Source organism: Paenibacillus catalpae (genome assembly GCF_900112695.1).
In the GTDB taxonomy this organism is placed as follows: domain Bacteria; phylum Bacillota; class Bacilli; order Paenibacillales; family Paenibacillaceae; genus Pristimantibacillus; species Pristimantibacillus catalpae.
Window position 1 is genome coordinate 306,466 of record NZ_FOMT01000006.1, and the last position, 24,306, is coordinate 330,771.

General features: G+C 52.6%; 20 protein-coding genes and 1 riboswitch. Of the genes, 17 read left to right on the forward strand and 3 right to left on the reverse strand.

All coding sequences use genetic code 11. From position 1 onward, the window contains the following. Positions 1-29: 29 nt before the first annotated feature. Positions 30-227: riboswitch (cyclic di-AMP (ydaO/yuaA leader) on the reverse strand. A gap of 518 nt (positions 228-745) precedes the next feature. Continuing rightward, positions 746-1,816, forward strand: a complete 1,071-nt coding sequence (rlmN, locus tag BM200_RS25985; RefSeq protein ID WP_091189686.1) for a dual-specificity RNA methyltransferase RlmN — start codon at positions 746-748, stop codon at positions 1,814-1,816. Positions 1,817-1,899: 83 nt separating this feature from the next. On the opposite strand, the gene BM200_RS25990 is transcribed toward rlmN, so the two are convergent. After that, positions 1,900-2,586 carry a lysoplasmalogenase gene (locus BM200_RS25990; protein ID WP_245773171.1) on the reverse strand — a complete coding sequence of 229 codons (687 nt, stop codon included), beginning with the start codon at positions 2,584-2,586 and terminating at the stop codon, positions 1,900-1,902. A 100-nt stretch (positions 2,587-2,686) separates the two neighbouring features. Between BM200_RS25990 and BM200_RS25995 the strand changes: the two genes are divergently transcribed. The 13 genes from BM200_RS25995 (at position 2,687) to BM200_RS26055 (ending at position 20,999) form a co-directional block, all read left to right on the forward strand. Further along, positions 2,687-4,054, forward strand: coding sequence for an aldehyde dehydrogenase (locus tag BM200_RS25995; protein ID WP_091189689.1), 1,368 nt, complete (start codon positions 2,687-2,689; stop codon positions 4,052-4,054). 171 nt (positions 4,055-4,225) lie between these two features. Further along, positions 4,226-5,776: an MDR family MFS transporter gene (locus tag BM200_RS26000; RefSeq protein WP_091189691.1), complete on the forward strand. Its 1,551-nt coding sequence runs from the start codon at positions 4,226-4,228 to the stop codon at positions 5,774-5,776. Between the two features lie 130 nt (positions 5,777-5,906). Beyond that, complete coding sequence (locus BM200_RS26005) at positions 5,907-6,599, forward strand: glycosyltransferase (protein WP_245773160.1); 693 nt, start codon at positions 5,907-5,909, stop codon at positions 6,597-6,599. A gap of 198 nt (positions 6,600-6,797) precedes the next feature. Beyond that, a complete protein-coding gene (locus tag BM200_RS26010) occupies positions 6,798-8,786 on the forward strand; it encodes a beta-galactosidase (RefSeq protein ID WP_175533027.1) in 1,989 nt (662 codons plus the stop codon). Positions 8,787-8,830: 44 nt separating this feature from the next. Further along, positions 8,831-9,799, forward strand: a complete 969-nt coding sequence (locus BM200_RS26015) for an ABC transporter permease (protein WP_245773161.1) — start codon at positions 8,831-8,833, stop codon at positions 9,797-9,799. A 30-nt stretch (positions 9,800-9,829) separates the two neighbouring features. Continuing rightward, positions 9,830-10,720, forward strand: a complete 891-nt coding sequence (locus BM200_RS26020) for a carbohydrate ABC transporter permease (RefSeq protein WP_091189694.1) — start codon at positions 9,830-9,832, stop codon at positions 10,718-10,720. Positions 10,721-10,791: 71 nt separating this feature from the next. Continuing rightward, positions 10,792-12,525 (forward strand): extracellular solute-binding protein, encoded by a 1,734-nt coding sequence (locus BM200_RS26025; RefSeq protein WP_091189695.1) that lies wholly within the window; start codon positions 10,792-10,794, stop codon positions 12,523-12,525. A 110-nt stretch (positions 12,526-12,635) separates the two neighbouring features. Next, on the forward strand, positions 12,636-14,432 hold the full coding sequence (locus tag BM200_RS26030) for a cache domain-containing sensor histidine kinase (protein ID WP_091189697.1): 1,797 nt from the start codon (positions 12,636-12,638) through the stop codon (positions 14,430-14,432). After that, a complete protein-coding gene (locus tag BM200_RS26035; protein WP_091189698.1) occupies positions 14,407-15,975 on the forward strand; it encodes a response regulator transcription factor in 1,569 nt (522 codons plus the stop codon). The genes BM200_RS26030 and BM200_RS26035 overlap by 26 nt, the downstream gene beginning before the upstream one ends. A 20-nt stretch (positions 15,976-15,995) precedes the next feature. Then, positions 15,996-18,416 (forward strand): alpha-L-rhamnosidase-related protein, encoded by a 2,421-nt coding sequence (locus BM200_RS26040; protein ID WP_091189700.1) that lies wholly within the window; start codon positions 15,996-15,998, stop codon positions 18,414-18,416. Continuing rightward, on the forward strand, positions 18,413-20,023 hold the full coding sequence (locus tag BM200_RS26045) for a beta-galactosidase (RefSeq protein WP_091189701.1): 1,611 nt from the start codon (positions 18,413-18,415) through the stop codon (positions 20,021-20,023). Before BM200_RS26040 ends, BM200_RS26045 begins: the two co-directional genes overlap by 4 nt. Before the next feature lie 160 nt (positions 20,024-20,183). Further along, positions 20,184-20,510 carry an MGMT family protein gene (locus BM200_RS26050; RefSeq protein ID WP_091189703.1) on the forward strand — a complete coding sequence of 109 codons (327 nt, stop codon included), beginning with the start codon at positions 20,184-20,186 and terminating at the stop codon, positions 20,508-20,510. A 66-nt stretch (positions 20,511-20,576) separates the two neighbouring features. After that, positions 20,577-20,999: a DUF1284 domain-containing protein gene (locus tag BM200_RS26055; RefSeq protein WP_091189705.1), complete on the forward strand. Its 423-nt coding sequence runs from the start codon at positions 20,577-20,579 to the stop codon at positions 20,997-20,999. Positions 21,000-21,013: 14 nt separating this feature from the next. Here BM200_RS26055 and BM200_RS26060 read toward each other — a convergent pair whose 3' ends face one another. Continuing rightward, on the reverse strand, positions 21,014-21,298 hold the full coding sequence (locus BM200_RS26060; protein WP_091189707.1) for an alpha/beta-type small acid-soluble spore protein: 285 nt from the start codon (positions 21,296-21,298) through the stop codon (positions 21,014-21,016). A gap of 75 nt (positions 21,299-21,373) precedes the next feature. Beyond that, positions 21,374-22,081, reverse strand: coding sequence for a glycosyltransferase (locus tag BM200_RS26065; RefSeq protein ID WP_175533028.1), 708 nt, complete (start codon positions 22,079-22,081; stop codon positions 21,374-21,376). A 171-nt stretch (positions 22,082-22,252) separates the two neighbouring features. Between BM200_RS26065 and BM200_RS30515 the strand changes: the two genes are divergently transcribed. The 3 genes from BM200_RS30515 (at position 22,253) to BM200_RS26080 (ending at position 24,294) form a co-directional block, all read left to right on the forward strand. After that, entirely contained in the window at positions 22,253-22,720 is a 468-nt protein-coding gene (locus tag BM200_RS30515; protein ID WP_091189710.1) for a WGxxGxxG family protein, read from the forward strand. 116 nt (positions 22,721-22,836) lie between these two features. Further along, a complete protein-coding gene (locus tag BM200_RS26075) occupies positions 22,837-23,355 on the forward strand; it encodes a DUF3231 family protein (protein WP_091189711.1) in 519 nt (172 codons plus the stop codon). Positions 23,356-23,475: 120 nt separating this feature from the next. Then, on the forward strand, positions 23,476-24,294 hold the full coding sequence (locus BM200_RS26080; RefSeq protein WP_091189713.1) for a GNAT family N-acetyltransferase: 819 nt from the start codon (positions 23,476-23,478) through the stop codon (positions 24,292-24,294). Positions 24,295-24,306: the final 12 nt, after the last annotated feature.

Consider the following 24,306-nt stretch of genomic DNA (forward strand, 5'->3'; position numbering starts at 1 on the left):
ATGCCTCCGCAGCTTATAGCTTGCTGTAGGCTGACATCCTCTTCGCTTACGAGGTTAGCTGACGGATTCGGACGGTGAGAGTCGCCCTACCGGGTCCGGCTGCGAGCAGCCGGACCCGGATTCACCCCTGACAAGCAGCAAGACACATCGGCTCTCACACCGATGCCGCTCCCGCTTATCGTTTGGTTCCCCCGTTTCCCATTACGGAAACTCAGCGAATAAAGCATGCATTTCAATTGCTGAGTCGTATATTACGCCTGACTAGAGTGAAAGTAAATGAAGCATGAAGGCGGCATATTGCCTTATTGTGACAAAGAAAGGGGTTAGAGCGTTTACATTTTGAACGAACTCTACAATGCTCTTTCTTGGTCTCTGTATCTCTTAATTGCGATAAATGCACACTGAAATTTGGATTAGAAAAAGAATCCGGAAGGAAGAAAATGGGGTTTCCAGCATTTTTCATCAAAACCAGGCATGAGACATTCCTTTAAGTAGAGAGGTTAAGGTCCCTTAGGGACTCTAATTAGTGCAATGGACGGTCAAACGGCGAGTATAAGGTCCCTAAAGGATCTTAACGTGGCGGATGAAGCGATAAACGGAGGATAAGAGAATAGCAATAAGACCCTGCGGAGGTCTTATCGGATCGACGCTGCAGCGTCCTCCCGTAATTGGCGGCAATCTCCCCTTGTTTTCGACCGCCAATTTTGGGACAATACAAGTAACTGTTTTGAAAAGAGGATAAACGATGAGTACACCATCCATTTATGGATTTACTTTAGATCAATTAATTGCCTGGCTGGGCGAGCGCGGACATAAAAAATCCCGCGCGGCGCTGGTGTGGGATTTTTTATACCGGAAACGGGTTACGAGCTTTGCCGATATGGCGGACCTTCATGCGGACTGCGTGAAGCTGCTGGAGGAGAACTTCGCCATCCAGACGCTGGCTGAGCATACGAAGCAGGTTTCGAAGGACGGCACGGTTAAGCTGCTGCTGAAGCTTGATGACGGCAACTTGATCGAGACGGTCATGATGCGGCATAAGTTCGGCTTATCCGTCTGCGTAACGACGCAGGTTGGGTGCAACATCGGTTGCAGCTTCTGCGCAAGCGGTCTGCTTAAGAAGAGCCGGGATCTGACCAGCGGCGAGATTACGGAGCAGATTATGAAGATTCAGCTTCATCTTGATGAAGCGGGTCAAGGCGAGAAGGTCAGCCATATTGTCGTGATGGGCATCGGTGAACCGTTTGATAACTTCATTCATCTCAACGACTTCCTGACAACCGTGAAGGATCATAAAGGGCTGGCGATTGGACCGCGTCATATTACCGTATCAACGAGCGGCCTTGCGGACAAAATCAGGGAATTTGCCGACAAGGATCAGGGGGTTAACCTCGCTGTCTCGCTGCATGCACCCAATAATGAGCTGCGGACCCGCATTATGAAGATCAACCGCGCGATCCCGATCGAGAAGCTGATGGATGCTATCGACTATTACCTGGAGCGGACGAACCGCCGGATTACGCTGGAATATATTCTGCTGAAGGATGTTAACGACCAGCGTGAGCATGCCCTAGAGCTTGCCGAGCTGGTGGGCGACCGCCGCCGTTCGCTCGTGAACGTGAATTTGATTCCTTATAATCCGGTTGACGAGCATAGCCAATATCAGCGAAGCGAGAATGATTCGATCAAAGGCTTCTACGATACGCTCAAAAAGCAGGGCGTCAGCGTCAGCGTCCGCCTCGAGCATGGCGCCGATATCGACGCGGCTTGCGGCCAGCTGCGAAGCAAGCAGATGAACAAGGAAAAAGCGGGATGAAGATGAACAAAAGCCATGATCACGGGATCATGGCTTTTTCAACTAGAAGAGAGTATTGGTTTCGCTATACGTGGCTTATATTCTCACCCGCGAAGCTCATGCTGCTGCTCCTCCGTTAGACGGCGCCGCCGTTTTCGCTTATTGCGAGCGATGCGCGAGGGATGGCCGATGCAGGCCGCGATGCAGAACTGAGCGGCGTAATAGGTGGTCATAATGAGCACGTCGGAGTAGGCGACCTCCGAGATGAACTTGTTCCAGGCGAGAATGGAGTCGGATGCCATGAACAGCAAGGCACCCGCAATCGCCCAGGCGTTGCCGGACATGATGGCCGACCAGCCCATCAGGGATATCGCCGTTACATAGATGAGCACCGGAACTTTCAGGCCTCCGTCTCCCGACTTCGTAAGTGCCTCCAGCAGCTCGTAGCCCATATAGACGGCATAGGCCCCAATAGGAATAACGGTAACGAGCCGCCATGCGGAAAAGGTCCACTGGCTGAAGAATCCGCTCAAATAAAATAGATGTCCGATCAAGAAGGCGGACAGCCCCACGATAAAATTGTCGAGGGTAACGTCTCCGATGACGCAGAAAACAAGACCTGTAAGCAGAATGCGTTGAAACCGCTTACTATTCCCTGCAGACTGCAAGCAAGCATAGGCGATGACAAGGATCATCGGGATAGCTTTGAAAATTAGCTTGACGGCATGCGGTTCAGCAGGAATGATAAAAATGTAAAGCACGCCCATAATCAGGATGAGTGTAGGCAGCATTTTATTCAATCAACATCGCTCCTTTTGTCCAACTATAGCACAGATTTTTACTCTTACTAGGGAGAAATACATAGACATAATCGAAAAGGCGGGAGATACAATGAACGGATCATTATTGCTCGAGAAACAGCAGGTTTATTACCGAACCGGCGCGACCAGAAGCCTCGAATTTCGCCTGGCGCAGCTGGCTAAGCTGCGTCAGGCTATTGTGGAGCGGGAGGACGCCATCATGCAGGCGCTTCGGGAAGATCTGAACCGAAGCGAGCAGGAATCCTTTATGCTCGAGATTGGGCTTGTCCTGAAGGAAATCTCGTTTGTGCAGAAGCGTCTGAAGCGGTGGATGAAGCCCGCCAAAGTCAAGACGGCGCTAACCCATACCTTCAGCAAAGGGTATATTGTGCCCGAACCGCTCGGAACCGCGCTTATTATCGCTCCATGGAACTATCCGTTCCAGCTGGCGGCGGCCCCGCTTGTTGGCGCGATTGCAGCGGGGAACACGGCTGTGCTGAAGCCATCGGAGCTGTCGCCGGCGGTATCTGAAGTGTTATCCTCGCTCATTCAGGATACCTTCGATCCTTCGTACGTCGCTGTCATGGAAGGCGGCGTGGAGGTCAGCAGAGAGCTGCTCGATCTTCCGTTTGATAAAATCTTTTTCACCGGCAGTGTAAATGTCGGCAAGCAGGTGATGGCCGCAGCGGCCAAGCATCTGACGCCCGTTACTTTGGAGCTTGGCGGCAAAAGTCCGGCTATTGTTCATCATGACGCCAATCTCAAGCTGGCCGCGAAACGCCTTGCCTTCGGCAAGTTCATCAATGCGGGACAGACCTGCATTGCTCCCGACTACGTGCTTGTGCACCACAGCGTACAAGATGAGTTTATTGAGCAGCTTCGCAAGGCGGTTGCGAAGTTTTACGGTGCGGAGCCGCTTGCCCATCCGGATTACGGCAGAATCATCTCGGAGCGGCATTTCAGCCGGCTTGCCGGATTCCTTAAGGATGGAGAGATTGTAATGGGCGGCCGTGCCGATGAGCTGTCGAATCAAATGGAGCCAACGGTTCTCACCAAGGTCGATTGGAGCATGCCGGTCATGCAGGAGGAGATCTTTGGTCCAATCCTGCCTGTACTTGTCTACGATGAGCTGCAGGAAGCGATTGATCGGATTAATGAGCGGCCGAAGCCTCTTGCCCTTTACTTGTTCAGCGAGAATCCGGCTATTCAGAAGCGGGTGATAGAGGCGGTACCGTTTGGCGGCGGTTGCATTAACGATACCCTTATGCATTTGGCGACACCTTATCTGCCGTTTGGCGGGGTAGGCGAGAGCGGGACCGGGGCTTATCATGGCGAGTACAGCTTCAAGACCTTCTCCCATATGAAGAGCGTATTGAAGCAAACGACCAAATTTGATTTTGCGTTCCGGTATCCCTCGGCGAAAGGCGGCCTTGCGATCATCCGGAGGCTGATGAAATAGCAGGTAAAGGCCGAACACGGATTATCTATTTTTTACCAAAATTTCGATTGACTTATGCCCGGGTTGCTCAGTAACATGGGAGAGCGAGAACCATTACTTGACAGCCGTTGTTCCCCACATCCCTTGGCGTAATGGTGTATTCGAGTGTATTCCATGTAGGAGGTCAATCAGATGGAACAACGGTTAAATGATAACCCGCAGGAGCAGGAATTCAGTCTGAAAAGCATTCTGCTTCCGCTTGTTGCGATTATTCTCGGCTGTTTTATGGTTATTCTCGATACAACGGCCATGAACGTTGCCTTATCGAAGCTCGTAGAGGATTTCCATACGCAGCTTCCTACCCTGCAGTGGACAGTGACGGGCTATATGCTTGCGCAGGCCGCTGTTATCCCGCTTGCAGGCTGGCTGTCCGACCGGTTCGGCGCCAAGACGGTCTTTCTGACCTCGGTTGTTCTCTTCACGCTTGGTTCGCTTCTATGTGCCCTGCCGAATGACCCGCAGACGCTTATTACGTTCCGCGTTATTCAAGGGCTCGGCGGCGGCTTTGTGCTTCCGGTTGCGATGGCTTATGTCTACCGGCTGAGCCCGCCTAATAAGGTCGGGCAGGTTATGGGCCTGCTTGGCGTGCCGATCCTGCTCGCTCCGGCAATTGGCCCAATCCTCTCCGGATGGCTGGTGGAGTACCATTCCTGGCGCTGGATCTTCCTGATCAATCTGCCGGTTGGGATTATCAGCGTATTGTTCGGGCTGTGGAGCCTGCCAAAGCTGTCGACCAAGAAGCTTGCCGGATTTGATATACCGGGCATGATTCTGGGGCCGCTCGCCTTTGCCGCTTTGTCCTATGGCGTCAACCAGGGAGCAGAGAGCTGGACATCGGATAAGACGTTAGGCGGTCTGATCGTTGGCGGCGTCGCGCTTATCATCTTTATCTTCGTAGAGCTGCGCGCGAAGCATCCGCTGCTGGATCTTCGGGTGTTCCGCTCGGTTGACTTCTCGTTTGGCATCGTCGTGCAGTGGATTGTTCAATTCTCGCTGTTTGGCGCGATTTTCCTCTTGCCGCAGTTTCTGCAGCAGGGCCGCGGATACGGTGCCTTCGATACCGGACTTACCTTATTCCCGCAAGCACTGGCTTCGGCCTGCATGATGCCGATCGGCGGCTATTTGTTCGACCGGATCGGAGTCCGTTGGCTGGTCGTCATCGGGCTCAGCCTTGTATCGGGCGCGATCTTCCAGTATTCGAATCTCGATATTCATACCGGCAGGGAAGATCTGCTGCTGCCGCTCATCATGGCAGGCTCGGGTATGGGACTGATGATGATGCCGCTTAATTCTCATCTGATTAATAAGACGCCTCGCGAGCTGGTCAGCCGGGTCACTTCACTTACCAGTGCGATGCAGCAGGTTATCAGCTCCCTTGCGGTAGCCCTGCTTGTGACCATTCTGACGAAACGGATTGCAAAGCTGATGACGGAAGCGAATGTTCCGCCGGAAGTGCTGGCCAGCCAAACCTCGGGTAATGCAGCGCAGGCTGATCCGGAACAGATGCAGCAGCTTCTCGCGCTTGCGGTAGATGCCTTCGATTATACGTTTGGCATAATGCTGTTTGTGGCTATAACCGGTGCTGTGTTAGGCTTGCTTCTCCGCAGAGGCAAGAAAACCTCCGGCGAAAGCGCATCGGCAGAGAAACCGGAAGCGGTACTGGAAGGGCTTCATATGGGGTAAATCGATAAGCACTCGGCTTTCATCAGCCGGGTGCTTTTTCTCTTTGAACGGGTATGAAATAGCTGGAAACGATCACAATATAACGAGTTCCCATTCACCAAATTTATGCTTGAAGGAGCAAACATTCATCATGAGAGTACAGAACAATCGGTGGAAAATGACCATCCTTGCCGCTTCGATGGCGCTCAGCTTAAGCCTTGCGCCGGCGCAGGGCTGGGCAGCTAATCGGGCAAGCGAGCGGGTGTCGCAGCAGGTGTGTATCAATCCGGCTGCCGAGAAGCTGAAGGATGATCTGCGGCTGCTGTGGATTGATCATGCGGTATGGACCCGTAATACGATGATCAGCATGCTGGCAGGGCTGGAGGACGCCAATCCGGTGTTACAACGGCTCCTGAGAAATCAGCAGGATATTGGCAATGCGATTAAGCCTTATTACGGCGAAGAAGCCGGCAATAAGCTGGCGGGGCTGCTCAAAGAGCACATTGAGCTGGCTGGCAAAGTGATTACGGCGGCGAAGGCCGGCAACAAGACGGATTTCGAGAAGTACAATAAGGAATGGTTCCGGAACGGCGACGATATCGTGAAATTTCTTAGCGGTGCAAATCCGAACTGGGCTTACGCAGACTTGAAGCAGATGTTCGATAAGCATCTGGATCTGCTGGCGCTTAACCTGACTTCAAGGCTGGCGAAGGATTGGGAGAAGGATATTGCCGCTTATGACGAAGGGCAGATGCATCTGATGATGCTGTCCGATACGCTTGCTGCAGGCATCGTGAAGCAGTTCCCCGAGAAGTTTGGCGGTCCGTCTGCGCAAAGCAGATAACTTAACAGCACGAACATGAGACTGTCCATTAGCCTGGGACAGTCTTTTTTTCGTCGAAACAGACTTATTTGTCAGGTGTTCATCTCTCACTTCTCCGGTTTTGCCGCTGGCAGTCTCATTAGATAATAGAGTCATAGCAGGAGCTGATACATCTTAAGACCTATGCAGCCCTATAACAGAACGGAGATGTTGCGAGCTATGAATTTTGGCGTTTGTTATTATCCGGAACATTGGCCGGAAGAACGTTGGCCGCTCGATGCCAAGCTGATGAGGCAGGCCGGCATAACGACCGTGCGGATCGGAGAATTCTCCTGGTCCAAGCTGGAGCGAAGAGAAGGGGAGTACAGCTTTGAATGGTTGGACAGAAGCTTGTCTATCCTGGCATCCGAAGGCATTCGGGTTGTGCTTGGCACGCCGACGGCTACTCCGCCCAAGTGGATTATGGACCGCCATCCTGAAATATACATGCGGGACAATAAAGGGATTGTCCGGGGCTTTGGCCACCGGAGGCATTATTGTTATAACAATCCGGACTACCATGTGTATGTCCGTTCTATCGTGACAAAGATGGCGGAGCGGTACGGCAGCAACGAGAGCGTGATAGCCTGGCAGATTGATAATGAGTTTGGCTGCACTGATACAACCCGCTGCTACTGCCCTAATTGCAGCAGCGCATTCCAGCAATGGCTGGAGGACAAGTATACGGACATTGATAACTTGAACGAGCAGTGGGGAACGGTGTTCTGGAGCCAGATTTATAACGCGTTTAGCGAAATTGAGCTGCCTGCCTACACGGTGTTTCCGCTTCATAATCCCGGGATGGAGCTTGATTTCCGGAGGTTCTCATCGGATTCCGCTGTTCGATTCCAGAAGCTGCAGCTGGACATTATCCGTTCCATTGCGCCAGGGCAGCCGATTACGCACAACATGATGGGCATGTTTAATGAGATCAATGACTTTGACTTGTCGAAGGAGCTGGATTTCACCTCGCTGGACAGTTATCCGAACCTGATGTTTGCCGATAAGCCGGACCCTCGGAATGCGGCACTTGCCCTTGATGCGACCCGCGGCTTCAAGCAATCGAACTTCTGGGTGATGGAGCATCAAAGCGGCCCGCCGGGCGGCAACATCCTGTTCCCGACTCCAAGGCCGGGCGAGCTCCGCAAATGGACCTACCAATCGGTTGCCCATGGAGCGGATGCGATTCTGTATTTCCGCTGGAGAACCTGCCTATTCGGGGCGGAGCAGTTCTGGCACGGCCTGCTGCCGCATGACGGCATTCCAGGCCGGCGTTATGAAGAAGCGGCGCGTACGGGAGAAGAGCTGCACCGGCTGCTGCCTCTTATGGAGGGAATCGGCAGCGGAGCTGAAGTGGCGATTATCCGGTCCTACGAGAACGAATGGATAATGGAGATTCAGCCGCAGACCTTCGAGCACTACTATGAGCGGCAGCTGAAGGCTTATTACCGGTATTTCTATAACAACCGGATTCCGGTTGACGTGGTATCGGATGATTGCGATTTCGAAACCTATAAGCTGGTTGTTCTGCCGCATTATATGATGGCGAAGCCTGGTGTTGCCGAGAAGCTCGAGCGTTATACGGCCGCAGGCGGCACGGTGGTACTCGATATCCGCTCCGGAACGAAGCTTTGGAACAACCGGATGGATGATACAACGCTGCCGGGAGCATTCCGGGAACTGCTTGGCATCCGCATCACCGACTACGGCACGCTTCGGAAGGGGGAGTCGCGCCGGATCGAAGCTGCTGATGGCAAGCATATCGGGCAAGGAACGGTCTGGTACGATGTCATCAATTGCGTGAAGGCTGAGCCGATCGCTTGGTATGCCGAGGATTACATGGCCGGAACACCAGCGGCCACGCGTAATGCCGTAGGCAAGGGTACCGCTTATTACTTTGGCACGGGAGCTGACCCCGACTGTATGCTGAGCCTTATGGGCCTAGTGTGCGAATCGGCGGGCATCAGCCCGATTGCCGAGGTATCGGCGCCAGAGGAGGTGGAGCTGGCGAGAAGGGCTGACAGCGCGCAGCGGTTTATCTTTGCGATTAATCATGCGGGAGAGGAACAGAGCCTTCAGCTTGCTGCACCGATGCGGGAGCTGATCTCGGATCGCGTACTGGAAGGCAAAGCCGTTATTCCTGCCTATGGCGTGTACGTATTTGCCTAGATGAGCCGATAACTACAAACTTGCTGTCAAGAAAGGAGACTAATATGGCCAAACCCGCCAAAACACTAACGAATCAAGAGATTGTTCAAACGGCCGGGAAGAAGGCGGGCAAAAGCCTCGTCATGCGAAGACAGTATCAGCTGCTTTTGATGTCAACGCCTTTCGTGCTTCTCGTTATGCTGTTTTCCTTCGGTCCTCTGTGGGGCTGGATCATGGCTTTCCAGCATTACAAGGTAGCGCTTGGACTGTGGCAATCGCCGTGGGCCGGCTTCGATAACTTCAAGCTGCTCTTCCAGGATCCCCAGTTCTTTAACGCGCTGCGCAATACCGTCGTCATGGGGGTGCTGAACCTGGTGACGGGATTTGTCGGGGCGATTGGTCTCGCGTTATTCCTGAACGAGATCCGGTTCGTATTCTTCAAACGGGTCATTCAGACGTTGACGTATATCCCGCATTTCGTATCCTGGGTCGTCATTGCCAACATCTTCGCTACGCTGCTGTCCCCGGACGCCGGTGTCGTGAACGCTATTCTGATGAAGCTGGGCTTTATTCAGGAACCGCTCTATTTTCTCGGGGAGGAAAAATGGTTCTGGTGGATCCACACGGCGGCGAGCTTCTGGAAGGAGCTTGGCTGGAACACGATTATCTACCTCGCGGTGCTGGTAGGCCTTAATCCGGAGCACTATGAAGCCGCGGAAGTTGACGGGGCGACGCGATTTCAGAAGATGCGTTATATCTCCATTCCGGGCATCATGCCAACAGCCGTCCTGCTGCTCATTCTGAGCGTTGGATGGATCGTGCAAAGCGGATATGAATCGCAGTTCCTGCTGGGTAATCCGGTTGTCATCAACCGCTCTGAGGTGCTCGATCTCTATGCCCTGAACTATTCGACCAGCATAGGCGATTATTCGTACGGCGTAGCGGTCAGTATGTTCAAATCAATTGTGAGTCTTGTGCTTGTTCTGCTGGTCAATTATACGGCCAAGAAAACATCCGGCAGCCGATTGTTCTAACGGGGCCGGAGCTCCAAGGAGGTGAGAGAAATGTTAGTCAGGCGGTCCATTGGAGATGTCATCTTTAGTACATGCAATTACATTCTGCTGCTGGCGCTTGGAATCGGAACGCTGTTCCCGTTCCTCAATCTGGCTGCCATCTCCTTGAACGATGCGGGCGATACGCTGAAGGGCACCATCTACGTATGGCCCCGGGTCTTCACTCTGGAGAACTACAGCACGATTTTCGCCAATGAAGGTTTGGCGTCGGCAGCGGTTCGTTCAGTCATCCGGACAGTTGTGGGTACTGCGCTTGGCGTCATCTGTACCGCGATGCTCGCTTATGCGCTGAGCAGGAGGGAATTCTTCCTCCGCAAGACGTATAACATCATTCTGATCATTACGATGTATGTGAACGGCGGGCTAATTCCGTTTTATCTGCTGGTCAAAAATATCGGACTTATGAATCATGCTGCCGTATATATCCTGCCCACGCTAATTGGAGTATTCAACGTCATCATTATGAGAAGTTATTTCGAGCAGCTGCCCGAAGGTATTGTCGAGTCGGCCAGAATCGACGGCGCAACGGATTTCCAGATCCTGTTCCGTATTGTGCTCCAGATCAGCTTGCCCGTCATATCGACAATTACCTTGTATATCGCTGTTTCACATTGGAACTCCTGGTTCGATAACTACCTGTACGCGAGCCGCAACGAGAACCTGAACCTGCTGCAATATGAGCTGCAGAAAATTCTGATCAGCTCCGTAAACCAGGTCATGAGCGCCAATACCCACATCGATGCAACGGATGCCAGAAGGACGAACCCGGAGACAATCCGGGCGGCTATGACGATTATCGTAACCCTGCCTATTCTGCTGGTTTATCCGTTCCTGCAAAAGTATTTCGTAAAAGGCATGACCTTCGCTGCCATGAAGGAATAGGCAGCTAAGATTGGTGTTGTCGGATCATCGAATCCGGTGATATTATCATGACAAGATGAGAGGGTGTCCATATGTCTAAGACATGGAAAAAAGGGTTAACACTGATGGCTGCTTCCGTTATGCTCACAGGAGTAATGGCAGGCTGCTCCTCCAATAACAACGGAGGCAGCAATTCGGAAGCCTCGAACAATGGCGGTAATTCGCAGGCTGCTAATGCTACAAATGAAGGCGCTTCCACAGAACCGACAAAGGCACCGCTGGAGCCGATTACTTACACCATGAATACGGCAGACGAGAAGTTGACCTGGGATACACCAATTACAAAACTGTTTACTGAAAAAACAGGCGTTTCCTTCAAATACGATCTGATCGTAGGCGAGGAAACGCAGAAGCAGGATCTGTGGCTTGCTTCCGGCGACTATCCGGATATTATGGCGATGGGACCGCAGGAAATCCAGAAATATAAGGACGGCGGTGCTCTGATTCCGCTGAATGATCTGATCGATCAATACGGTCCGAACATTAAAGAAAAGTTTGGCGAATACTTCAACCTTCTCAAGGATGAAGACGGCAAAATTTGGTCCATCTACGGCGTGAACAAGAGCCGCGAAGCCAAAGCCGATGCTTCCGCCAACTTTATCGTTCAATACGATGTACTGAAGGAAGCGGGTTATCCGCAGATCAAGACGCTGGATCAGCTGTATGAAATTCTTAAAGCCTACAAAGAGAAGCATCCGCAGATTGACGGCAAAGATACGATCGGCTTCTCCGGCGCTATGGCCGGCTGGCAGGTCAACATTGAGTACAACAATCCGATTATCAGCGCATCAGGGCTTCCTGACCACGGCAATTTCCGGATTGATGAGAGCGGCAATGTGCAGTACAACCCAGTAACTGAAGATGCGAAAAAATATTATTCCTTCCTGAACAAGCTTTACCAGAACGGACTATATGATAAAGAAGCTTTCTCCCAGGATGATTTATCGAAGAAGCTGGCACAAGGCCGCGTATTAGCTGCCTATGCACCAAAATGGATGGTCGGCAACGTGGAAACGCAATTCCGCCAAGACGGACATCCGGAACGTCAATATGCTTACCTGCCGCTGTTCTTCTCGGAGGATACCGTGGATCAGACCAATACTGTCGTTCCGACTTTTGCCGGCAGCTTGCAGTGGGTAGTGACCAATTCGGCGAAAAATCCGGAGCGGTTCATCCAGTTCGTAGACTACCTTTTCTCGGATGAAGGCCAGATCCTGTCACAATGGGGTATTGAGGGTACGCATTACGAAGTGAAGGACGGCAAACGCACCTTGCTGCCAGCCGAGCTGGAAGCGCGCAAAACCGATCCCGACCATGGCACCAAAGAAGGCTTTACGAGCAACGGAACGGGTAGTGGTGCTTGGTTTAACGTAGGCGATGGCGCCAAGCTGAGTGATGGCGATTATGCGACTCCGCTGACCAAGGATTATCAGCTCAGCGTGTATGATGATATGACCAAAGAAGTACTGGCGAAATACGGAAAAGAAGTGTGGGCAGACTTCCTGCCGCCGGCCGTAGTTGTACCTGGTTACCTGTGGCAAGTATCGCCGCCGGAAAATATCAGCCTGCAAGCGAAGAAAATCGAAGAAGCCTGGAAGAAGTATTTGCCGAAGCTCATTATGGCGAAGAGTCCGACCGACTTTGACAGCAGCTGGGATGGCATGAAATCTACTATGGAAAAAGCGGGACTTAAAGATGTGAATGATGCTTATACGAAGCTCTGGGCAGATTTCAACGCCAAATTTAAAGCCACCATCGGGGAGTAACTAACTTAAGCCAGGCTGTAAGCTATATACCGCGTACGCCTTGACACTTGTGCAAGGCGTACGTTCTTTTGCTTCACCGTACACTCCATGGAGGGCGAGGGATAAGACGCATGAAGATCCGGACGAAACTCATTCTAGCCAACCTGTTCATCGTCTTATTTCTGCTCGGCTCGGTCACTTTTGCGCTGACCAAACGAAGCAGTGATCTGGTGCATGAGCACATCGTGCAGAATGCTACCTTATCCCTGTCTCAGATCGGCCAAAACCTCGACAATCGACTTGCCTCCTATGAGGATGTCGCCAATACGCTATTCCTCAATCCGTCGCTTAATATCATTCTTGATTCCCGTTATGCGGATCAATTAGAAGCATATGAAGTCTACTCCGAGCAATTCCAGCCGTTTCTTTCCGCCATCCAATCGACCCGGGATGTCATGAAGGTGGATGTGTTCACGGACAATCCATCGTTTTTCTTTTCCAACGTGCAGCTCATTGACGACGAAATCCGTTCCTCCGCCTGGTACAAGGAGGTTATGAGCAACAACACGGGAGGCTATTGGACGCATCCTTATCTGACTTTTCCGAAGAAAGAACCGGTCATCAGCTTCCGCAAACGGCTGAACAATGTGAACCGGGATTCGCCAAGCGTCGTGTCGCTGGAGGTCAGGCTCAAGAATCTCGCACAGCTTGTTGATCTGGAGAGCAAGAACAAACGCGTGATCTTCGCGTTGTCCGACGGAACGGTGCTGATCGACAGCGACAAGGAGAATGCGGTAGAGAATATCAGCCAGCTGTCGTTTGGCAGTGAAGTGATGAATGGAACGGATGGAAGCTTTGATCGGATGATGAACAAGGAATCCTATCAAATTCTGTACCAGACGCTGAATTCCCGTAATATCGTCAAAGGGATGAAGGTGATCGCCTTTGTTCCGACGCAGGAGTTATCCGCGAAGCTCCAGCAGCTCCGTTCGCTTGCCGTCCTGCTCTTTGCCGTGGCGCTGGCCGCTTCCGTGCTGTTGATCTCGATCATGTCGGTCAGCTTGACCCGGCGGTTAAGCGATCTGGCGATGAAGATGAAGCGGCTCAACCGGGATAAGTTCGACAGCTTTGTGGAGGTCAAAGGCAGCGACGAAGTTGCTCAGCTTGGCGAGATGTTTAACCTGATGGTCCGAAGACTTCGCGAGCTGATTGGCGAGGTTTATCAATCGGAGCTGGACCGGAGGGAGAATGCGCTTCGGACAAAGGAAGTGGAGCTGTACGCCCTGCAGACCCAGATTAATCCGCATTTTCTGTTTAATACGCTGAACATGATCCGGGGCAAGCTGCTGATTGCCGGTGACCGGGAGAATGCGAAGGTCATTGGCCTGCTTGCCAAGTCCTTCCGCATGATGCTCAAGAAGGGTGGTCCAACGATCCGCCTGTCGGAGGAGCTGGATTTCATATCCAGCTATCTGCAGATCCAGCAATACCGGTTCGGTGACAAATTTACTTACGAAATTGATGTGGCCGAAGAAGAGATGGATGTGCTGGTGCCTAAGCTGTGTATCCAGCCGATTGTCGAGAACGCCATTTCTCATGGTATTGAGCTGAGTCCAAACCCTTCTCACATCCGGATAAGTGGACAACGCAGAGGGGATGAGCTGCTGCTCATCATCAAAGACAATGGCCTCGGCATCTCTTCGGAGCGGCTGGCGGAGATTCAGAAGCGGTTAAACAGCGATGACAGTCTGGTGGGAGACGCGCATATAGGCCTTCAAAATGTGCAGCACCGGCTGCGGCATCTGTTCGGAGACCGATACGGGCTTGAAATATCAAGCGAAGTCGGGGCATGGACAATCGTAACGATGAGCATTCCAAGAGACGGACAGGGGGAGAAGCCGGATGTACAACGTGTTGATCGTGGATGATGAACCGGTTGCGCGGCAATCGCTGCGTTATCTGATTGATTGGGAGGAGCTTGGTTTTACCGTAAAGGGCGAGGCGCAGGATGGACGGCAGGCGCTTGATATGCTGCGAAGCCAGCGGTATGACCTGGTGCTTACCGATATTCGGATGCCTGTCGTTAATGGTCTGGAGATGGCCGCAGAGATGCAGGAGTTTACCGATACACCGGTCGTGATCTTAAGCGGTTACGATGATTTTGCTTATGCCCGCGAGGGGCTGCGGCTAGGCGTGAAGGAATATTTGCTCAAGCCCGTGGATGAAGAGGATCTGATTGCTCTGCTCAAAAAGCTGGCGGCCGGGATGCGCGAGCAGCAGCTGCTGGAGAAACGGCAGCGCCTTGGCCTGTCGGCCGGCCGGGACCAGCTGCTTCGCCGCTGGGTGCATGGGCAGATCGCTGCCCGTGAGCTGGAAGAGCAGCTTCGATTGCTTGGACTTCAAACGAGTGAAGAAAAGTATGCCTGTCTCTTGCTTGAGCTTGATTTCATTGCAGACGGGGAGATGCAGGACCGGGATACCGATCTGATGCGTTTTGCCATCCGCAACATTGCGGAGGAGTTAACGAGCGGACGTGGATATGTATTCGAAGAATCCGAGGAGAGAATCGGTATCCTGATAGGCGGCCCCGCCCATGAGATGGGCCTGGACGAATGCCGGCAGTGGGCGGAGAAGCTGCTGTCATCGGCAATGAAATACGCGAAGGCGTCTGTCACGATTGGCATTGGCGGAAGTGTAAGTGCGGTAACGGGAATTAAGCAGTCCTGGAGCGAGGCGGAAGAAGCGCTCGACGGGAAGTTTTTGTCGGGGGCCGGAACCGTTCTTGTGCCGCATGGGCAAGCCGCTGAGGGCGAGGGGGAGCGGGATACGCTCCGGACGCTGGAGTCGGAAGTGCTGGAGATGGTGCGCAGCTGCCGGCGTGCGGAGGCCATTCGGGCGTTGGCTCGGTTATGGGAGTGCTTCCGGGTAGAGCAAGTGCCGGAAAGCCGTGCGAAGATGTCCGTATTGGAGCTGCTGATCCAGCTGTTCCGGCTTATGAAAGAACAAGGAGCAAGCCATGACCGTCTGTTTGACCCCTCTTTAGGAGACTATGAGCGGATCATGAGGATCAAGACGATGGATGAGCTGCTGCGTTTTACGGAGAGCAAATGCGGGGATGTCGTCGATGCGATGCTGCGGATGAAGGAGGTCCGGCCAAATAAGATCGTTGCTGAAGTTAAGCGGATCGTGCAGGAACAGTACAGCAGTCCGATTAGTCTGCGGGAAGTAGCCGCAACCATCTACATGAATCCGAATTACCTTGGCAAGCTGTTTAAGGCGAACACCGAGCAGTCCTTCAACGATTATGTGCTGCAGGTGCGGATGGAGAAGGCGAAGGAGCTGCTTCTTCACACGGATAAAAAAGTATATGAAATTGCCCAAGAGGTAGGCTTCAGCGAGCTCGACTGGTTCTATAAACGATTCAAGGCGTATACAGGCGTAAGTACAGGTGATTACCGCAATGCCCGCTGACGGGAGAAAAGGAGGAGAAGATGGACGAGAATAGAGCGTGGACGGCAAAGTGGATCTGGGCAGGATCAGATCAGAATGGTTTGGCGACAAACGGAAGCATGGAGACCGTGCTTTTCCGAAGGAGGTTTCAGCTTCCTACAGATGGCGGCACGCAGCTTACGATTCATGTATCGGCGGACAGCCGGTTCCGGCTGTATGTGAACGGGCAATCGGTTGCTTACGGGCCGTGCAAAGGGGATCTTAATGTTCATTATTATGATTCCGTGAATCTAACGCCGTATCTTCGCCCGGGTACCAATGTGCTGGCGGCACAAGTTGTTCATTATAAGGGGGATAAAGGGCCAGCCTCTGTCTGGCGCAAGGACCGGGGAGTATTTTTGCTTCAAGGCGATTTGGCAGATCAGGCCGGCCGTGAAGTAGAGAAGCTGGATACCGGACGCGAAGGCTGGCTTTGTTACCCGATTCCGCCAGACTCGGCGAAGCTTGCGCCGGAAACGGCTACCCTCTTTATTGGAGGCGGAGAAATCGCAGACGGTGCCGGCTGGCCTCATGGCTGGCGGGACGCATTCTTTGTTGATGCGGATTGGTCGGCCGCAGCGGTTGTGGCGGATACGCATGACAAGATGTATGGAGGCCTCAGCAGCTGGCTGCTTACTCCTCGTCCTATTCCTTTCATGAGAGAGGAGACTTGCGAGTTTAAGACGATCGTCCGGGGAGAGTGCGGTGACCGGGTCTGGGCAAACGAACCGGTGAAATCCGGCGGGCTGCTGGGCATTGAGGTGCCAGCGGGGAGGCGGCTGGTTCTTGAGCTTCACGCGGGCGAGCTTGTGGCAGGCTTCCCGCAGCTGTCGCTTAGCGGTGGAGCGGGCGGCAACGCGGCTATTCTATACTCGGAATGTTATGAGTATGAGCCGTTTCCAAATGGTCAGCGCAACAAGGGTGTCCGGGATGACCCGGAAGGCAAAGCTTTATATGGATTTGAAGATACATATCGGATAGCAGGCTTTGGACGGGGTGCGGAAGAGTGCGAAAAGTATGAACCGTTCCACCGGAGAGCGTTTCGATTCATCCGTCTTACCGTTGAGGCAGCTGACGAGCCCGTTGTTGTAGAGCGCTTAACTTTCCTGCGAACCGGCTATCCGCTGGATGTGACGGCAAGCTTCGACAGCTCGGATTCCTCGTTATCGCCTTTGTGGAGCATCAGCTTAAATACGCTCCGGAATTGTATGCATGAGACGTATGAGGATACCCCTTATTATGAGCAGATGCAGTATGAATTGGACAGCCGGCTGCAGGCGCTGTTCACCTATTATGTAAGCGGGGATGACCGGCTGGGGCGCAAGGCGATTTATGATTTCCACAGCTCGCTGCTGCCAACGGGCATGCTGCAGAGCCGCTATCCATCCGTTAACCGTCAGATCATTCCGGGCTTTGCGTTGTTCTGGATCATGATGGTGCACGATCATTATTGGTATACGGGCGATGTGGCGCATGCCGCGCGGTACAGACCAACGATGGATGCTGTGCTTGACTGGTTCGAAGCGCGGATAGAGAAGGAATCGGGGCTGGTCGGCATTATGCCGGAAGCTTATTGGTCCTTTGTCGATTGGACGGAGGACTGGCGCCATAACGCGGGCGCACCGCCTTCGGGCAGGTCGGGCCCTAACACCATTTATAATCTGATGGTCGTGGATGCGCTTCTTAAGGCGGCCGAGCTGAATGAAGCAACCGGGCGGAGGGATACAGCGCTGGAATACCGCGGGCGGGCAGAAGCTTTGCAGCGAGCTATCCGGCAGCATTGCTGGTCGGCGGAGCAAGGCTTGTTCATGGATAGTCCCGGCTCGCCGGATGCACTCAGCCAGCATGCGCAGATCTGGGCGGTACTGACGGATACGGTTACCGGTGAGGAAGCACGGCAATTAACTTTGCGTACACTCGAGACGGAGGGACTTGCTAAAGTATCCTGCGCGATGGCTTATTATTTGTTCCGCGTGCTTGCGAAGACGGGCATGTATTCGAGAACCTTTGCCTTATGGGAGGATTGGAAGACGCAGGCAGAGCTGCACTTGACCTCTTGGGTGGAGGATCCGGTCTCGGTTCGAAGCGACTGCCACGCTTGGGGCGCATTGCCGCTGCATGAATTCCCGGCTGAGCTGCTCGGCGTCCAGCCGTTAACTCCGGGCTTTGCAAGTATTGCGGTTGCGCCTAGAATCGGGGAGCTTCAGGCGGCATCGGGAGCCGTCATAACCCCGCATGGGGCGGTTCATATTGATTGGAGCATACACGAAGGACGATTCCGTCTGCTGATTGAGCGGCCCGGAACAATTCCTGTTCAGATCACCCTGCCGGGTGGAGAAGTGTTGTATCGCGCCGAAGCTGGGCCAATTGTTTGTGAATGTGTCATTTCGATAACAGACCCTGCAGAGGAGCTTAAACCATGAAGCTTGGAATTGCATATTATCCGGAGCATGAGCAGCCGGACCAATGGGATATCGATTACAGCAAGCTTGCGGCAGCCGGGATCGGTTCTGTCCGGATAGCCGAATTTGCCTGGGCGGTGCTGGAGCCGCGCGACGGGCAATTTGAATGGGGCTGGCTGGATGCAGCCATTGAGCGTGCTGCTGCTCACGGAATTAATGTTGTCTTATGTACGCCAACGGCCTGTCCGCCAATCTGGCTCGTGGAGAAGCATCCGGACGTTCTTCCCGTTAATAAGCAGGGGAGAGTGATCGGCTTTGGCGCCCGCCAGCACCGGTCTTATTCCTCGGATCATTATGTGCTGCATGCTTTACGGATCGTGAACAGAATGGCGGAGCGCTACGGCGATCATCCAAACGTTGTTGCCTGGCAGCTGGATAATGAATTCGGCGGGGAAACCAAATATGATTTCAGCGACGGGGCAAGGCATGCTTTCCATGAATGGCTGGGCAAGCGTTACGGCACGGTTGAGGCGCTTAATGAGAGATGGGGAACGACCTTCTGGTCCCAGCGTTATGAACGGTTTGATCAGATTCCGCTGCCTGCACCCATCGGGGCGGACGTGAACATGTGGCAGCACCCGAGTCTGGAGCTGGATTTTGCCCGGTTCTCCTCGGACAGTATGGCACGCTTCGCTGGTCTTCAGGCGGCAGCCCTCCGTCCTTACGTCGGTGACCGGCCCATTACAACCAACGCCTTCATGTTCTGCTGGGGAGATAACCTGAACTGGCCTGATTTATTTGCGGATCTGGACGTTGTAGGGATGGATATTTACAGCAACAAGCCGCATGAGATTGCCTTTTATGCGGATGCATGCCGGGGCGTGCTTGGCAAGCCGTTCTGGATGATGGAGTACGGGACGGGAACAACAGAGCTGGAGCGGGATATGCAGCTGGTCCGTGACCGGGGCTGCAGCCGATTCTATCTGTTCAAGATGAAGCCTTTCCCATGGGGTCAGGAGCAAGGCGGGGGGCAGCCGGAGCTTGTGACGTTAACCGGGGAGCCTTCCCGGAATTACGGCGTCGTCCAATCGTATACGGCAAAGTATGGGCATGTGGCGGAATTAATGGAAACGAAGCGTGCAGGGGTAGGGCTGTATTATCATTTCGACAGCTCCTGGAGCTATCAGCTATCCGTTGCCGACCGAATCGCATACCCGGATTATCTCGTCCATAACATCTATCGGCATCTCTATGAAGCGGGTATTCAAACAGAGGTTGTCTATACCGCACAGCAGCTCGATGGCCTGAAGACGTTAATTGTTCCACTCCATCAAATTTATGATGCTGCGCTGGAAGAGAGGCTTATCGCCTTTGTACAAGAGGGCGGCAGGCTGATCATTACCTCCGACCTGTTCCGCAAGAATGAGGACAATGTGTACCTCCGGTCCGTGCCGCGTTTATTCGCTGAGCTGCTGGATTGGCAGGAGAATAACTTCGCGGGCGGCGTGCTTGCTGAAGGTACGGTCATGATCCGCAGGCCAAAGAGCAGCAAGGGCGAGACATGGCTTGTTCATCGAAGCTCAACCGCGGAGCAGTGGAAGGATATACTCGCTGGAATTATAGAATAAGTCTTTATGTTCAAGCGCCCGGCCGCGGATTCAACTCTGCGTGCCGGGCGTTTTGTGCTGTGCGATGCTCGCTGAGTAGTGATAGGTAACTTTTATCCATTCATTGTATGATAGAAGGACAAAGGATTGGTCCGCGTCAGCGGGGAAAGGATTGGCGCTTATGTTACAGCCCTATACGCAGAGAGTAGTTGATATTATCAAGCAAATCCCGGAAGGGAAAGTGATGACTTACGGGCAAATTGCCGGGCTGGCGGGAAGCAGCAGAGGAGCGAGGCAGGTCGTGCGGATTCTGCACTCCTTAAGCGGCATCCACCAGCTGCCCTGGCATCGGGTCGTGAATGCAAAAGGGGAGATCGCTATTCAGGATGATGAATCGCGGATGCTGCAGCAGCATTTGCTGGAGGCGGAAGAGGTGTATGTGGGGATAAACGGCCGAATTGACCTTGAACAGTATCGTTATGAACCGGACGTGCCTCCGGACAAATAAGACTCCTCATATGTTAACTGGTGTGATAAAATCAGGTTAACATATACACGGAGAGGGGCGGCCCGAATGCAAACCATTACCTTAAGAGGGCATCATTTATTTTGTCTGCTTGGATATCGGGGCAAGGGATATTCCGAGGGCTTCTGTACGAATATGACCTCGATATACGAAACCTTGAGGCTGAAGCCGCAGACCATTATTGAAATCATGGAAGGCCCAGATAGGATCTGTGCAGCATTCCCGGCTGATCAGCCGTGTCATTGCCATAATCCAAGCGTCTATCGGAAAGACAAGGAGATATTGGGCGAGCTTGGTCTGGCGGTTGGTAACCGCCTTAGCTGGGAAGAGCTTTGCAGCCTTGTGGCCGAGGAGATTCAGCCAAGCGATATCCATCGTCTTTGTTATGATTGTCCTTGGGAGCCGTACGGCCTTTGTCAGGAAGGGGTTGCTCATATCCGGCAGGCGAAAGCTCTGAGGGCGCTCCCGTAAAATAAAGCGGCAGCCTATGGCTGCCGCTTTGCAAGCTTCTCTTGCGCCATCCGGATCATCTCCCGAATCATCGCACCGCCGATTCTTCCGCCAACATGGCCGGCATCCTCGGTCTTCATATCTCCGTTGTCGCCCCCGCGGTTCATCCGAATTCCCAGTTCGCTTGCCACTTCATATTTCACGTCATCAGGTCTGTTCTCATCAACCGCGAATCCTTCCTGCCGCATAACGTTAGCTTTTAAAGTTTGCATCGCTGCGCCTGCTTCAGGAACCAGTAATCTTCTGCTGCGTCTTCCCATTTCGCTGCACCGCCTCATCGTATTTTGACGGTTTTAATTTCCCCAGCGGGTCCTGTAATTATGAAGCTTCGCACACTAAATATACTTGCTAAGAATGGCATTTACTTTTATCTTGCTGGCAATAAACTTATGCCGGTTCAGCAGCCGCTGATTCAGCGTATTGCGTTTATGAACAACAACCATGTAGTTGCGTTTACCGGCTGTCGTCAGGATCTCATGGCTATGCTTGATGACACCGCTGTGTCCGTCCACCGTTTTGTAGCGAAACCCGTTAAAATATTGCTCCGACTTGTATATCCATGTATAGAAAGGCGGCGAAGACTTGCTTACGGTGGCGATCCGGTGCCTGACGCTGTCATAAATATAACCGGCCTGGTTAATGAGTGCCCGGGTTCCGGCTTTTGGCTTATATTTATGAAGCTGGTCGATATAGGTCCGGTGGTAAGTGTCGTCACAATCGAGCCGGACAAGATAAAGATAAGGGCTGCTGCCAACGGTTTTGCGCAGCTTATCTTGATACTTATTCTCTGCAACGAACCGGATGTTGGCCGGCAGCTTCGGATATTTCGCCAATGCGGCCCGGACAGTGGCTTCGGTCCGCTCCGTATAGCGGATGAAGGCATGGAAATTCTGATTCGTTTGTTTAAGCAGGCTTTGAAGAGTGAATTTCATAAAGACCGCCATCCGGTATTTAATCCATTGCGGGGTTAACCCGATTTTATAGACACCGCCCCTGTTCGAACGGTTGTTAAACTCGATTTCCACAACAATCGTTTTTGCCATCTCGTCCACCCTCCCGGAAAGAATTGCCGCTAACATCTGAGATAATATATTCGGACGAGAAGGATTGGATATAGGCGGCATTCTTCCCCGGCTAAAAATATGGCAGAATATCCGCTTCTCCCAAGCAGCACACTTAAAGGTGTACCAAACATCAAAGGGAGGTCTTCGACAATGAAAAAGAAGGTATTCTCGACGCTATTCGCCGCAACGATCCTGCTGTCCGCCGCTTCTGCTCCTGCTTTTGCTGCAAATGCTAAAGATGAAGTGGCTGCAGACAACTACCGCTCGACTCATTATGGTGCAACGACTTATGGCACGTATGGTACTGACGGCTACGGCAATAATACGACGAACCGTACAAACAACTACAATGCAACAACAAACGGAATGAACACGTTTGGCACAAACGGTACGAACCGGATGAATTCCAATACCTTTGGTACAAATGGTACAAGAGGTACAGGCAACTACGGCACAACAATGAACGGTTACAGCACCAATGGTACAGGTACAACAACCGGCAATTACCGTAATTTAGCCAACACAGCAGACGATGATGATTTCGATTGGGGCTGGCTTGGTCTGCTTGGTCTGGCCGGATTATTTGGCTTAAGAAGCCGTGACCGTGAACGCACCTAAATAATTGGGCATTATAAGTGCCCCCTGTTATAAGCAGGGGGTTATTTTATGAAAACAAGCTGTCCTGCAGCATACTAAACCCGTTCATACATCAGGGATAAAAAGGAGCGTTTATAATGGGCATTTTAGGTGGTAATCCGAAAGACGAACCGATGCATTATGGCGAGGTCTATGCCGTATGGCAAGCCTCTACAGCAGCTAAAGGCGCTGTTTCCTGCTATCAGGCTTATTTAAACCATGCTGGTGACAAAGACCTTAAAAAGATTCTGGATGCCCTTATTGATCAAGCAAAGCTGGAGATCAAGGAACTGGACACTTTGCTTACGGATAACGGGATTACTCCGGCACCAACTATGCCGGAGAGACCGCCGGTCAAGCTTGAAGATATCCCTGCAGGGGCAAGATTTGCCGACAATGAGATTGCCGCTGGAATAGCAGTTGATGTATCAGCGGGCCTGATGGCTTGCAGTCAGGCCATGGGCCAGTCTATACGGGAAGATATCGGTGCGCTATTTGGAAAGTATCATATAGCGAAAGCAGCCCTTGGCGTCCGCATACTGGAGATGGTGAAGGACAAAGGCTGGTTGATTCCTCCTCCGCTCCAACTCAAGCGTCCGGAGCCTGTTAAAGCATAAATTCATGCAAAGCCCTGCTCCCTGGAGCAGGGCTTTTTGTAGGATTGACGAATATTTCAGATACATATAGACTGGGGGAACTTTCTATGTTCGCATGCCGATGACGAAAGGGGGATTGTGATGTGGGAGAAGCTGCAGTCTGGCGAACAGGCGATACATGCTCTGACGTCACCGTTATTTATCGCAGATGAAGTGAAGATGAACCTGCTGCATAAGATATGCGAGATGAGCCAGTCAGTCGTGTACAGATATAAAGACGGCTCAGCGATATTCGCAGGCTCGCCGGGTCATAATGCCTGGTTGTGGGTGGACCACAGGCTGGGCGAAGAAGAGCGGCTCTCCATCCTGCAGGGATTGGTGAAGCTGGCGGGTCATATGCTTCGCGGAATTACAGCAGAGCCGAGACATGCCAAGCTGTTTGCCGAGCTATACGCCGCTCGTTTCCGTGTTCGTCCGGAGTACAAAATGGGGATGGAAGCTTATTATTGTCCGGAGATTCTGTACCCGTCAGCCGTTGCAGGAACACTGAGACCAACCCAGTCCGCAGATGTGCCGCTGATTGCGGATTTTATGGCAGGCTTCGCCGAAAGTGCGTACGGGTATAAAGTTCACCCGGCCAGTCAAATACCAGCAGCGGAAAATACCGTTGCATCGGGCAACTTATTTTTGTGGATCGTGGATGGAACCCCTGTATCGATGGCGCATATCGCCCACCGTTCTCCGCGTCATGCCCGGATCAATTATGTCTATACGCCCTTGGCTTTGCGCAAGCGGGGATATGCGAGTGCAACAGTTGCCGCCTGCTGCGGCCTGATTGAACAGGAGCACCGGATACCGATGCTGTACGCCGATCTGACCAATCCGGATTCCAATAAGGTCTATCAGAACATTGGATTTGTGGAAAGCGGCAAGGTGGCCGATGTGAAGTTTGTACCTTAATGTGCTTACAAA